Genomic DNA, 13,584 nt, shown 5'->3' with positions numbered 1-13,584 from the left:
ATGAGGCATTTCAGTCCCATGAAGCTGAGCCGTTTCTTCTCGATCGCCTTGACCACCGGGTTCCTCGGCCTTGTCTTCCCGGCGCATGCCGTCGAGATCCAGCGTGTCGTGAGTCCCGGCGGTATCGAGGCCTGGCTCGTGGAAGACGACACCGTGCCGATCATCGCCATGAATTTCGCCTTCGAAGGCGGCACCGCCCAGGACCCGGACGGCAAGGAAGGCGTCACGCAATTCATGACCGCGATGCTCGATGAGGGCGCGGGCGAGCTCGACAGCATCGCCTACAAGACCCGTCTGGAGGATCTGGCCATAGGGATCAGCTTCTCGGCGGATCGCGATCACGTCTACGGTTCCTTGCGCACGCTGACAACAACACGCGATGAAGCGTTCGACATGCTGGCACTGGCCGTCAATTCCCCGCGCTTCGACGCCGAACCGCTGGACCGCGTCCGCGCGCAGATGGTCTCCAATGTCCGCCGTGAGGAGCAGGAACCCGATGCAGTGGCCGGCAAGGTCTTTATGGATGCAATGTTCGGGGACCACCCCTACGCCAAGCCAAGCGGCGGGACCCTGGAAACCCTGGGGAGCATGTCCGGCGAGGATCTTGAGACCCAGAAAACCCGTGTGTTCGCCACGGGCACGCTCACTGTTGGCGTGGTCGGGGCCATCGATGCGCAGACCCTTGCACCGCTTCTCGACAAGGTGTTCACGGATCTGCCCGCAGAGCCGGATCTCGCTGTCATTGCGGATGTCGACCCAAATGCGGGCGCTCAGGTTCACGTGACCCTCGACACACCGCAGACCACGGTCCTGTTTGGCCTGCCCGGTCTGAAGCGAGACGATCCCGACTACCAGGCTGCCTTCGTGATGAATCATATTCTGGGCGGTGGAAGCTTCACCTCCTGGCTCTATGAAGAAGTCCGCGAAAAGCGCGGCCTGACCTACGGGGTCTATTCTTATCTGGCCCCATACGAGCATACGGGAATGCTGTCCGGTTCCGCGTCAACGCGCGCGGACCGCGCGGGCGAAACCGTGGCGGTCATTCTGGATCAGATCCAGCGCATGGCGAGCGAAGGCCCGACAGAGGATGAACTGGCGAGTGCCAAGCGGTTTCTCACAGGCTCCTATGGCCTGCGGTTCGACACATCCGCGAAGATTGCAAGGCAACTGGTCGCCTTGAAGATCGCCGGTTTGGGCATCGACTACTTCGACCGGCGCAATGCCGAGATCGAGGCCGTCACCCTTGCCGACGTGCAAAGGGCCGCCAAACGGCTGCTGGAAGGTCAGCAACCAACGATCGTTTCCGTTGGACCTGTCGATCCGAAAACCATGGTGCAGTGAATCGGAGCCCGGGGCTGTTCAATCAGGCCATGGGACGGCAGCCCCCGGTCCCATGAGACCCTGGGGGTAAAGCCTCGCCTGACAAGATTGAATGGTGCCGCGCCCAATTCAATCAGCAAAAGCTGGTCCATCGCCTCACAAGGGCGAGTCATTTTTCCCGGTCAGGTCGAAGCCCAGCGCGTCGGCCTGACCGGGTTCGCCAACCAACCTCCGGGATGGCCGGACGGCCAGCTTACCGGGTGGCTGGCTTTGGTTGCAAGCTGACGGCAGGGGCGGCTCCGAGAATCAATCGTGCATATCCATCCGGTCCAAGACCAGGTGGCTTTTTTTCGTTTTCCCGATGGATGCCGGCTGCTACTCGGCGGCTTTCTGACGCCTGGGGGCCGGAGCCGGGGTGCCCTGCAAGACTTCGGCGCGCACGGGACGCGGCGGCGAGAACAGGTTGCCCTGCGCAAGCTTGACTTCGTAGTCCAGCAGTTCGAGAACCTGGCTCTCGGTCTCCACATGGTCGGGGATCAAGGCCACACCGTAGCGGTGCAGCAGATCCGCGAAGTCAGACGGATGGATATGCCCATGATTGGCATTCCGGCGGCCGATCAGGAAATCGGCGTGGAGCTTGGCATACTTGAAGCCCTGCTGCGCCAGTGTCTTGAAGTCCATGCGCATGTCGTCGATCGCGTCGACCGAAAACTTGAAGCCGAGCTCGGCAAGCGCGCTCAGGCTTTCCCGCTCCATCACACCCATCTCGCGAATGTCGCTCTGGCGGAATTCAAAAACCAGCGCGTCGGCCAGATTCCGGTTGTTGTTCACGAACTCCAGAAAGCCCGGGAAAAACGTTTCGTCGACGAGAGACAGAGACGAGATATTGCAGAACAGTGCCGAGTTGCGGTTGCGCGATGTCAGGCGGCGAATGACCTGGACAGACCTGAACAACAGCAGATTGTCGATGCGGGCGATCAGACCGGACCGGACGGCTTCCGGCAGGAATGTCGCCGCATCGATCAATTCGCCATCGCTGTCGCGTAACCGGGTGAACGCTTCATAATAGCGAACCTGCCGTTGAGGCAGGGAGACGATCGGCTGAAGATGCAGTTCAACCCGATTGGCATTCAAGGCGGACTTGATCAGCTCCCGCATGCTCGGGTCCGGCTTCACCGGCTCCGGGGCAAGCCGGCGGCCGGCATCCGCCATTTCGAAAAACGACTCTTCAGGCGCGCCATGCCCGCGCCTTTCGGGCGGTGCTTCGGACCCATAGTCGGACGGATAGGGCGCTTGCCGGGCATAGGGCTGGGAGGCGGCCGCTGCCGGATGCGACGGCTCCGCCGCACCATGGCCGGCGAAATGCGGCGCGACCATCGCGGGTTCAGGTGCGGAATGCTGGGGCTGATAGGCGCCGTGGCCGTGGGCCGGCTCCATCGGCATATGGCCCGGATACATGCCTTGCGCGGAAAAGGACGGCTGGGCCACCGGCTGCCCCGCAGGATGGCCGGCCTGAGATGGATAATGCGGCAGACCATGCACATGAGGAGGCGGCGGCAGCCGGTCCTGCTCTTCAACCCGCGCTTCCAGGTCGGACATCGCCTCGGCCATCTGACGCACCAGCGTGCCCAGAACCTCCACCTCGGCGAATAACGGATCGATTTCCGCACGGGTCTTTCGCGGGATCGTATGCTCGACGCCGGTCAGACGGCCTTCCAAGTTGCCGACATCCTCGTCCAGATCCGCGATCCGTTCCTCAAGGCGGTCGACAGCTTCACTGACGGCCCCCTTGTCCTGACCGCGCGCGAACAGGAGATGGATCACCACCATGGTGCACATCAATCCAAGCGACAGGGAAAGGGCTTCAGCCGGCGGTCTGCCGAATTGGAACACCAACACAGCCGCAACCGACAGGGCAATGACACCCATACATACTAGAATGAAAATTGTGGCAGCGCGGCCCATTGCCACTTCGCACCCTTACCTCGAATCAGACTGTCAAAGTTAATCATGCCTTAATAATGACCGGGTTCCGACTCCGGGAACCGAGCAGTCCCTGGATTCAAGCGTTTGTCCCCCAAAATGACGAAACCCATCCGGAGGACACGCCGAACCGCTGAGCATGATCCACACGCGCAGCACACGCGGAGCGCTGCAGCACTTTTCGCTTTCCCTCAGTGGCAGAACTGGTTAACATAAGGTTAATCTTCAACTATTCAAGTTGAAAATAAGAATAATGCAACTATGACGCTTAGCGACTCGGCGAAACGTCAGGCCCTTAAAGGAACTCATACGGCACGGCCACTGGGGGGGCTAGTCCATGAGATACATTCAGCTTGGCTCGCGGGATGACGGCACCATTCCTGCCTGCAAGACAGAGGCGTCAAAAGCGTCTGCGGATCACACGCGTTTGAGTCGGACCCCTGCCCCCGGTGTACCGGCCGGATCGCCCTCGGAAAGCCAGACGCCGGACCCGGCGCCCCCCATGCCGCGTGACACGGCGCCGCCATCCGACACCAGTGCCGATAGCCTTTCCGCTCCAACGCATTGGAACGCCAGCAAGGGCGAACGCCGGAACCTCAAGACGCGGCCCTGGGCCACTCCGGGAGGCAAAGGTCCGGCGCATGCGCTGAAGGACGGGCAAACCCCGGACGGACAGGGCGATGACCAGGACGGACACAGTGCTCTCAATCGCATCCTGTCCAGCCCGGAATTCAAACCGGTCCCGCAGCTTCGAACCTTTCTGGAATACATCGTCCTGGCGAAACTCGAAGGACGCGAGAACGAGATCAAGGGCTATTCGATTGCGGTAAACGCGCTCGGGCGGGATCCGTCCTTCGACCCTGTGAGCGACCCGATCGTCCGCGTGGAGGCCGCGCGCCTGCGCCGCCGCCTGACCGAATACTACAACGGCACCGGATGCGCGGATCCCGTTGAAATCGTTGTTCCGAAAGGCACCTACCTTCCGAAAATCCGGAAAAAGCCAATTCCCGGCGCGGCAGCGGGGGATCTGGTGTTTCTCGATCCGCTCCGTCAGGCTGCCCGCCCTTCACAAGGGCAGGAGGGCGAACGCCCGCAAGCCGCAGCGCCCGCCTCTGCGCTACCTTGGGCGACGCCGGAGACTTCGGGAAGCGGAAAGGCTGCAGTAGGTCAGGACACTACTGGACAAGGCAGTTTTCCGGACCGGTCGGCCGGGGTCAGCGGTGTTGCCCAGGCAGGGCCCATTCAAACCCTTACCCTTCGGCCCCAAGCCCTTGCGCTGATCTGCGCAGGCTGCGTTGTTCTGGGCTTTGTTCTGGGACGCTTTTAACGGTTCTCATCTCTTAGTCCGTGCGGCCTGAACGGCTTCCGCCAGCGGCTCGATCAGCAGGCGTTTAACCGGAACCGGTTTCACGCCTAAGCTGATCGCTTCTTGAGGGACCGCGCATCTGAATAAGGCCCGTCGGCCCTTACGGCCTCATTTTGCATTTCTGACAACCAATTGTTTACCCTGTTGGACCACCCTTTCTCCAAGCAAATCGCTTCGATTCATGTCAACAAGCACGAGCGATAGGAGACACCCAGAAATGGGAAGTGATGGGGGCCGGTCCCGGCCTGTAATGGTCCGCGTTCTCGACTCGTCTCTTTCAGAGGCGAACCGTACCGGGGCCGTTTGTGGAAAATTGCCTTTCACGTGCCGCGCGCCGGCACACTACAACGACACCGACACCTGTTTGAAAGATCTGACCCAACAGATCACCGATGTCCTGATTGTGGACCTTGAAACCCTGGCAAGCGATGACGGACTTGAACAATTCGCCGTTCGCTGTCCAACCGCTGTGATCATCGCCGTGTCCGCCCGCGGATCGGTCTCCCGCGCCGTGACTGCCATGCGCGCCGGTGCCCATGATTTTCTGACCAAGCCTTTTTCGCTCGACACCCTTGGTCAGAAGATCTGCGCGCAGCTCGATATGCGCCCGCTCATGCCGGCGGACGAGAATGATCCGCAAAACCCCGCCAGCGAAGCCGAGGGTCCAGCACCCCACACCGAAGCGTTTGCCACCGGCGGAATTGGCAAAACCGATCAGAGCCAAACCGGACTGGCACGCCTCATTGGCCGCTCTGCTCCCATGCAGCATATCGCAGAGCAGATCGAGCGGATGGCTCCCTCCCAAGCGCCGGTGTTCATCACCGGCGAATCTGGAACCGGCAAGGAACTGTGCGCCAACGCGATCCATGATCTTTCGGAACGGCGGAACAAGCCGTTCATCACTCTGAATTGCGCCGCCATTCCGCGCGATCTGATCGAAAGCGAAATCTTTGGCTATGTGCGCGGAGCGTTCACGGGCGCAACCGACAACCGCACGGGTGCCGCCGAACTGGCCGATGGCGGGACGCTTTTTCTCGACGAGATCGGCGAAATGGACCTCATGCTTCAATCGAAGCTCCTGCGGTTCTTGCAGACAGGCACCTTCCAACGGTTGGGCGATGCCAAGCCTGTTTCCGTCGACGCCCGGATCATCTGCGCGACCAACCGCAACCCGCTTCAGGAGATTGCCGCAGGCCGGTTCCGCGAGGACCTCTATTACCGCCTGCACGTCTTGCCGGTCCATCTGCCCCCCTTGCGCGACCGGCGCGAAGACATCATTCCGCTCGCAACAACCTTTCTCAGGACGTATGCCGGCGAAGAAGGCCGCGCCTTTTGCGGGTTCGACGCGGATGCCAAGGCTTGCCTGACCGCCTATTCATGGCCTGGCAATGTCAGGCAACTGGAAAACACCATCCGCCAGATCGTGGTGATGAATGACGGCCAATCGATCACCCTGGACATGCTGCCAATGCTCATCCGCGATCCTTCCGGCCGGACGCAAGGGATTGTGGACCTGTCCCGCGAACGGGCCAAACCCCAGGCGAACATCCGCGCCTTCGGGTCGATCGAGCCGCTGTGGGAGCAGGAGCGGCGGATCATCGAAACCGCCCTCGATGCGTTCAACGGCAACATCGCAATGGCTGCCGCCGCGCTTGAGATCAGCCCGTCGACGATCTATCGCAAGCGCCAATCCTGGACAGGCCGGACCGCATGAGCCCCCTAAACTGAAAGGCCGCGCCCTTTCGCGTGTTTACCGCAATGGGGCGTTCATCTTGTGCCGGCGCTATCTGCAGTTTATACCCGCGCAATCTTGGGGTTATCGTTGATCGACAGGTGGGGGTTCATGGGGAAACAGGCAACACGGCTGGCTTGCGGCGCAGCGCTCGGTTTCATTTTTTTCACGGCCGGTGCCGTGGCCAGCGAAACCACCGGAACCGAACCTTCCGTTCCCGCGCCATCCGCCGCCTTGCAGCAAAGCCAGGCCATGCTTGACAGCGCATGGCGCTCCTCCCCACTCGCCTTCTCGAAAGCCGTCTTCACGACCCGGCCGGCCAGCGGCTATGGCCAGTACGACCAGCGCCCCAATGCCGAGTTCGGGCAGTCCGAGGCGATCCATGTTTATGCCGAACCGGTTGCCTATGGCTTCGCCGAACGCGATGGCGAGGCGGCCTATGCGCTCACGGCCGACTATCGGCTTTTGACGCCGTCCGGACAGGTTCTGGCCGAAGAAACCGGGTTTGCCAGGTTTGCCGGGACAGCCCGGCAGCCAAGATTCGAGCTGGAAACGGTCATGAGCTTTCAGTTCGAGGGCCTGCCTGCCGGATCTTATATCCTCGAACTGACTTACCAGGACGAAGTCGACGCTGCGTCGGCCCGGATCACCCTGCCGTTTCGGACCACAGCCGGGAACTGATCCCGGTATGGGGCGCCAGTTGTTTTCAAAACCGGAATTTTTCTCCTCGGGCAGCATTGACAAGGCTGCGGGCACTTCATAAATGCGGAGCGTTGGCACTCGCCCAACGGGAGTGCTAACAAGGGCGGGGTTCCCTGCCCTTTCAAACCTAGTCATCATGCTTCGCACGCTGCCTATTGGTGTGGGGCGTGCCCATGAGAGGAAGAAGTCACATGGCATTCCGTCCGTTGCACGATCGCATCGTCGTCCGCCGCGTTGAATCTGAAGAAAAGACCGCCGGCGGCATCATCATTCCGGACACTGCAAAAGAAAAGCCGCAGGAAGGCGAAGTCATCGCCGTCGGCAATGGCGCCCGCAAGGACAGCGGCGAGCTGATCCCGCTCGACGTCAAGGCTGGCGACCGCGTGCTCTTCGGCAAATGGTCCGGCACGGAAGTGAAGATCGACGGCGAAGATCTCCTGATCATGAAGGAGTCTGACGTCATGGGTGTGATCGCCTGACCGGCGTCCCTATCCGTCGAAAACATCATTCCTCAAGACAAGTGAGATTAAGACTATGGCTGCCAAGGACGTAAAGTTCGGCTCTGACGCCCGCGAGCGCATGCTGCGCGGTGTCGACACCCTCGCAAACGCTGTAAAGGTGACCCTCGGCCCGAAAGGCCGCAACGTGGTCCTCGACAAGGCTTTCGGCGCACCTCGCATCACCAAGGACGGTGTGTCTGTCGCCAAGGAAATCGAACTTGAAGACAAGTTCGAAAACATGGGCGCGCAGATGGTGCGCGAAGTTGCCTCCAAGACCAACGACATCGCTGGTGACGGCACCACGACCGCGACTGTTCTCGCCCAGTCCATCGTCAAGGAAGGTGCCAAGGCTGTTGCCGCTGGCATGAACCCGATGGACCTGAAGCGCGGCGTTGATCTTGCCGCCGCTGAAGCCGTGAAGGCACTGGAAGCTGCTTCCAAGCCGATCACCACCTCCGCGGAAGTTGCCCAGGTCGGCACCATCTCCGCAAACGGCGACGAGCAGGTTGGCAAGGACATTGCCGAAGCCATGCAAAAGGTCGGCAACGAAGGTGTGATCACCGTCGAAGAAGCAAAGTCCCTGGAGACCGAGCTCGAAGTCGTCGAAGGCATGCAGTTCGACCGGGGTTACCTGTCTCCGTACTTCGTAACCAACGCCGAAAAGATGAATGCGGACCTCGAAAAGCCGTACATCCTTCTGCACGAGAAGAAGCTGTCCAACCTGCAGGCCATGCTGCCGATCCTGGAAGCTGTCGTACAGTCTTCCCGTCCGCTGCTCATCATCGCTGAAGATGTTGAAGGCGAAGCCCTGGCAACCCTGGTTGTCAACAAGCTGCGCGGCGGCCTGAAAATCGCAGCCGTCAAGGCACCGGGCTTCGGCGACCGCCGCAAGGCCATGCTGGAAGACATCGCGATCCTGACCGGCGGCACCGTGATCTCCGAAGATCTCGGCATCAAGCTGGAAAACGTCACCCTCGACATGCTCGGCACCGCCGAGAAGGTCACAATCACCAAGGAAAACACCACCATTGTGGATGGTGCCGGTGAGAAGGCCGACATTGAAGGCCGCGTTGCCCAGATCAAGGCGCAGATCGAGGAAACCACCTCTGACTACGACCGCGAAAAGCTGCAAGAGCGTCTGGCGAAGCTCGCCGGCGGTGTTGCCGTGATCCGCGTCGGCGGTGCGACCGAAATCGAAGTGAAAGAGAAAAAAGACCGCGTCGACGATGCCCTGAACGCGACCCGCGCCGCGGTTGAAGAAGGTATCGTCCCGGGCGGTGGTACCGCTCTTCTGCGGGCGAAAAAGGCTGTTGAGGCCCTGACCAACGACAACCCGGACATCATGGCCGGCATCAAGATCGTGCTTCGCGCTCTGGAAGCTCCGATCCGTCAGATCGCCGAGAACGCCGGTGTCGAAGGCTCCATCGTGGTCGGCAAGATCCAGGAAAACGACGACGTGTCCTTCGGCTTCAATGCTCAGACCGAAGAGTTCGTGAACATGATCGAAGCCGGGATCATCGACCCGACCAAGGTCGTGCGCACCGCTCTGCAGGACGCAGCGTCCGTCGCAGGTCTCCTGATCACCACCGAAGCAATGGTGGCAGAACTGCCAAAAAAAGACGCCCCGGCTATGCCGGGCGGTGACATGGGCGGTATGGGCGGCATGGGCTTCTAAGCCAACCACTCATAAGTCTTGCGGAAGGGGCGGCTTGCGGGCCGCCCCTTTTTGCGTTGACCGTCTATCATCGTCGGTTTGTGCCGCTATGCGGCACAGGGGACGGCATGGGCTTTCAAAAAGCCCAAAGCTCATAGGCTTTACGGAAAGGGCGGCTCCCGGGCCGGCCCAGATCGCTGACAAACCCCGTTTTCGTCATCCCGGATGCAGCGCAGCGGAAATCCGGGATCGGGGTTCATAGACTATGGGTTTCCAGAACAGAAGTTTGCGGTTCTCCGATCCCGGCTCGTACTTCGTTTGGCCGGGATGACCTCATTCATCCCTGTGCCGGCCTCTTTCTGCTCGCGCGAAGGCCCGGTTCCCGAAAATCTTCGCAACGCAATCCGGCCGGAGGCAGTCGGTTGCACCCGCAGGGCCCACCTCCTACATGGGTGTCAGATAAGCGCGGCAAACCCATTCCCTATCACCCGCACAGCCCGACCTGAGGATCGCTATCATGACCGAGGAATTGACCAGCCGTGTCGAGAAGCTCGAGATCGATCTGGCCCACGCGCAACGCGTCATCGACGATCTCAACACCATCGTGACGGAGCAAGGACGGACCATCGACAAGATGTCGAAGCACCTGCTTCTCATGACCGATCAACTTGCGGAGCTGGCGGACACGGCGGTTCCGATCCCAGCGTCAGAAAAACCGCCGCACTACTAGTGGCACTATCTGGTCAGGTTGAAGCGACCGTTCCAACCTGACCGGGAAGAACTGCCCGCACTTTTGGTGGGGTAGAGCATTTTCCAGATTCGATTGGTCGCGGGGCGATACAATCGTGTCAGGAAGGGCTCTCGCTCCGGCATGCGCCCGGTTCCCTCCCCCACAATTCCAGACATGGTGCCGGCCGGAGCCATGCGCCCCAAACTCAAGCAGGATTTCCAGACATGAAGAACACACGCCTGACCCTGAAAAGCCGTCCGACCGGACGTTTTTCACCAGATCACTTCGACACCGTGACCGAGGACCTGCCGGAGCTTGAAGACGGAAAGGCCAGGGTTCGCGTCGTGTATGTCTCGCTCGATCCGGCCATGCGCGGCTGGGTCTCTCCGGACACCCGGAGTTACGTGCCGCCGGTCCCGATCGGAGACACAATGCGTGCGCTCGGCATCGGCGTGATCGAGGAAAGCAAGACGGACGCCTACCAGATGGGCGACTGGGTCACCGGCTTCGTCGGCTGGACCGAGTACCTCGACATTGGGCCGGGTCAACTCAACCGGGTCCCCGCCTCCGTTGCCATGGAAGACTATATGGGGATCCTCGGGCTTGCCGGCGCCACCGCCTATCACGGTCTGGTAAATGAGGGACAGCCAAAATCCGGGGAAGTCCTGTGCGTGACCGGCGCGGCCGGATCCGTGGGATCGCTTGTCGGCCAGATCGGCAAGGCCCTCGGCCTCAAGGTTATCGGGATCGCCGGTACACAAGAAAAATGCGACTGGCTTGTAAAGGACCTGGGCTTCGACGTCGCGCTCAACTACCGGACCGACAACCTGCCCGCGGAACTGGAGAAACATGCCCCTGAAGGCATCGATATCCACTTCGAGAATGTCGGAGGCAAGCCGTTTGCCGCGGCCCTGCAGAACATGAAGGCGCATGGGCGGATCATCATGTGCGGCTTCATCTCGGTCTATAACGGCGAGCAGCCGGATGCTTACCCGGACATGACCGCCATTGTGCGCAAACGCCTGACGTTGAAGGGCTTCGTCATGACCGATCATTTCGACAAGTATCCCGCAATCTTCGCGGAACTCGCAAAGCTGATGCAATCCGGTCACCTGAAGTACCGGCTGGACATCGCGGAAGGGCTGCAAAATGCACCCGAGGTCATCAACCGGCTGTTCGATGGTACCAACAAGGGCAAGCTGGTCGTCAAGGTGTCGGCCCGTTAAGCATCGGGCGTTGGGAAGTCGCTCCGGGCAGAACTCCCTGCGCCGCGCAGCCAGGCATTTGATCCAGCCCAAGGCACGGCGGCATAACGCCGATAAGACTCTCTCCCGTTGCAACGGGAGAGAGCAAGTATGCGCCGCTTGGCCCTTATCGCTGTCCTTGCCGGCTTGGCGGGTGCTGCCCTGTTGGCCTGGCAGCGGCCGGTGGAGGTCACAATCGCCCATCCCTACCGGGGAGACGCGGCCGAGGTGGTCTACGCGACCGCGGTCGTGGAACCGGTCCACTGGGCCAAGGTAACACCCGTCGTGCGCGAACGCCTCGTCTCCTTGTGCGATTGCGAAGGCGAATGGGTCGAAGAGGGGCGCGAACTGGCAGTTCTGGACAGCGGTGACGCCAGGGCCACGCTGAAGGAACTGGAAGCCCGTCAGGAGCTGGCGACATCGGAGCGGGAGCGGGCCTTTGAGTTGCTGGAACGGCGCGTCATCAGCCAGCACACCTACGACCGCGCCCAGAGCCAGCTTGTGCAAATCAACGCTCTGCTCGCGGCCCAGCGGGAACGGCTGAACGACTATCGAATTCTGGCGCCCATGACGGGGATGGTTTTGCGTCAGGATGGCGCGATCGGTGAGGTTGCCGCGCCGGGCGACATTCTGTTCTGGATCGGGCAGCCCCGGCCGCTGAGATTGGTCGCCGAGGTCAATGAGGAGGACATTCCGAAGGTCTCCACGGACCAGCGGGCACTGGTCCGCGCGGATGCCTTTCCCGATCAAGAGCTCGAAGCCGCCGTGCAACGGATCACGCCGAAAGGGGATCCGGTTTTGAAAAATTACCGGGTGTATCTGAGCCTGCCGGATGAAACGCCGCTTCGGATCGGCATGACGGTTGAGCTCAACATCATCACCAGGGAAGTTCGCGACACACTCCTCATCCCGGCCGCGGCATTGGACAAGGACACCGTCCTCATCGTTGCAGAGGACGGCCGGGCCGAACGGCGGTGGCTGAAGACAGGCATTCGCGGCACACGCGCCGTGGAGGTGCTGGAGGGACTGGACGAGGACACCAAGCTTGTCACCCCCTACCGGTCGGACATTAAAGACGGACAGCGGGTTGCCGCGACAGAGGGAGCCGGTTCGTGAACCTGCTTTTCAAAATCGCGGGAACCCACGTGCGCAACCGCCTCAGGCAAACCATCGTCTCGACCCTGGGCGTTGCCTTGGGCGTCGGATTTTCCATTGCCATGGCCGCCTTGATGCAAGGCTCCCAACGCGATTTCGTCGAGTCCTTGATCAACGCCATTCCGCATGTCGAAATTCGCGACGAAAAACGCGATCCCACCCTCCAGCCAGCCAGCCGGTTCTATCAAGCGGTCGCCTTTCACGGGCTGCGGCCGCTCGACGACATCGGGGGGATCCGCAACCCAACGGAAGCCATGGCGTCCCTGCGGGATTGGGTCGACGGCAACCTTGCCCAACAGCTGAGCGGCCAGGCGGTCTTGCGCTACAGCGGGCAGGATCTGGGCATGACGCTTGTGGGCGTTGTCCCCACAGACGAACTCTCGGTGTCCACGATCAAGGATGACATGCGCCGGGGCCGGTTCGAGGACCTTGCCACAACGCCGGACAGTCTGGTGATCGGTGACAGTGCGGCCGGGCGCCTCGGAGCGGATCTGGGGGATACGGTGACAGTGACCAGCGCTTCGGGCCTCTCCAAGCGTTTCAAGATCGTCGGAATTTTTCATAAGGGCGTGAGCGCAAGCGATGAAGCTCTGGCCTATGCACCGCTTAAAGCGGTCCAGATCCTTCTGGAAAAACCCAATGTCATCAACCGGATCACGCTGCGCCTCGACACTATCGCCGAGGCTCCGGCCGTGGCGGAGCGGGCCGAACGGCAGCTTGGCTACAAGGCCGTGTCATGGGAGGAAGCCAATGAAGGGCTGATGGAGGCTTTCGCCGTCCGGAACGTGATCATGTACACGGTGGTCGGAGCAATCCTGGTGGTCGCCGGGTTCGGGATCTTCAATATCATCTCGACCATCGTGCACGAGAAGGCCCGGGACATCGCCATACTGAAATCGCTCGGATTTCCGGAACACGATATCCAGCTAATTTTTGTGCTCGAGGGCTTGGTGATCGGCATCCTCGGCGCACTGGCCGGTTGCCTGTTGGGGTACGGATTGTCCAGCTACCTCTCGACCATCCGCTTCGAGTTCTCCGTGGGCCGGGAAATGACGCATCTGCCGATCTACATGTCCGTCTGGCATTATGCCATCGCGAGCGGCATTGCCCTGATCTCGGCCGGTGTCGCCGGCTTCTTTCCCGCCCGCAGGGCGGCGCGGCTGAACCCCGTGGACATCATCCGCGGAGCCACGTAGCC

At 61.1% G+C, this 13,584-nt stretch carries 11 protein-coding genes; 10 read left to right on the top strand and 1 reads right to left on the bottom strand.

Going from position 1 to position 13,584, the window contains the following annotated elements:
• The gene (locus tag F0184_RS12590; RefSeq protein ID WP_244299157.1) at positions 1-1,341 is read left to right on the top strand and encodes a M16 family metallopeptidase; all 1,341 of its coding nucleotides are present in this window, start codon (positions 1-3) and stop codon (positions 1,339-1,341) included.
• 354 nt (positions 1,342-1,695) lie between these two features.
• Here F0184_RS12590 and F0184_RS12585 read toward each other — a convergent pair whose 3' ends face one another.
• On the bottom strand, positions 1,696-3,249 hold the full coding sequence (locus F0184_RS12585) for an EAL domain-containing protein (RefSeq protein ID WP_208998459.1): 1,554 nt from the start codon (positions 3,247-3,249) through the stop codon (positions 1,696-1,698).
• Between the two features lie 556 nt (positions 3,250-3,805).
• Between F0184_RS12585 and F0184_RS12580 the strand changes: the two genes are divergently transcribed.
• The 9 genes from F0184_RS12580 (at position 3,806) to F0184_RS12540 (ending at position 13,582) form a co-directional block, all read left to right on the top strand.
• Positions 3,806-4,630: a hypothetical protein gene (locus tag F0184_RS12580; protein WP_150496546.1), complete on the top strand. Its 825-nt coding sequence runs from the start codon at positions 3,806-3,808 to the stop codon at positions 4,628-4,630.
• Positions 4,631-4,886: 256 nt separating this feature from the next.
• On the top strand, positions 4,887-6,383 hold the full coding sequence (locus F0184_RS12575) for a sigma-54 dependent transcriptional regulator (RefSeq protein ID WP_150496545.1): 1,497 nt from the start codon (positions 4,887-4,889) through the stop codon (positions 6,381-6,383).
• A gap of 129 nt (positions 6,384-6,512) precedes the next feature.
• Positions 6,513-7,082, top strand: a complete 570-nt coding sequence (locus tag F0184_RS12570) for a hypothetical protein (protein WP_150496544.1) — start codon at positions 6,513-6,515, stop codon at positions 7,080-7,082.
• 212 nt (positions 7,083-7,294) lie between these two features.
• Positions 7,295-7,582 (top strand): co-chaperone GroES, encoded by a 288-nt coding sequence (gene groES / locus F0184_RS12565; RefSeq protein ID WP_150496543.1) that lies wholly within the window; start codon positions 7,295-7,297, stop codon positions 7,580-7,582.
• A 55-nt stretch (positions 7,583-7,637) separates the two neighbouring features.
• Positions 7,638-9,278, top strand: coding sequence for a chaperonin GroEL (groL, locus tag F0184_RS12560; RefSeq protein ID WP_150496542.1), 1,641 nt, complete (start codon positions 7,638-7,640; stop codon positions 9,276-9,278).
• A gap of 496 nt (positions 9,279-9,774) precedes the next feature.
• Positions 9,775-9,987, top strand: a complete 213-nt coding sequence (locus F0184_RS12555) for a SlyX family protein (RefSeq protein WP_150496541.1) — start codon at positions 9,775-9,777, stop codon at positions 9,985-9,987.
• A 224-nt stretch (positions 9,988-10,211) separates the two neighbouring features.
• A complete protein-coding gene (locus F0184_RS12550) occupies positions 10,212-11,213 on the top strand; it encodes an NADP-dependent oxidoreductase (RefSeq protein ID WP_150496540.1) in 1,002 nt (333 codons plus the stop codon).
• A gap of 129 nt (positions 11,214-11,342) precedes the next feature.
• On the top strand, positions 11,343-12,347 hold the full coding sequence (locus F0184_RS12545) for an efflux RND transporter periplasmic adaptor subunit (RefSeq protein ID WP_150496539.1): 1,005 nt from the start codon (positions 11,343-11,345) through the stop codon (positions 12,345-12,347).
• Positions 12,344-13,582: an ABC transporter permease gene (locus F0184_RS12540; RefSeq protein ID WP_150496538.1), complete on the top strand. Its 1,239-nt coding sequence runs from the start codon at positions 12,344-12,346 to the stop codon at positions 13,580-13,582. The genes F0184_RS12545 and F0184_RS12540 overlap by 4 nt, the downstream gene beginning before the upstream one ends.
• The last annotated feature ends 2 nt before the right edge of the window (positions 13,583-13,584 follow it).

This window comes from Roseibium aquae (assembly GCF_008711285.1).
Taxonomy (GTDB): domain Bacteria; phylum Pseudomonadota; class Alphaproteobacteria; order Rhizobiales; family Stappiaceae; genus Roseibium; species Roseibium aquae.
Note: the sequence above shows the minus strand (reverse complement) of the source record. Positions and strands in the feature narration are given on the sequence as shown.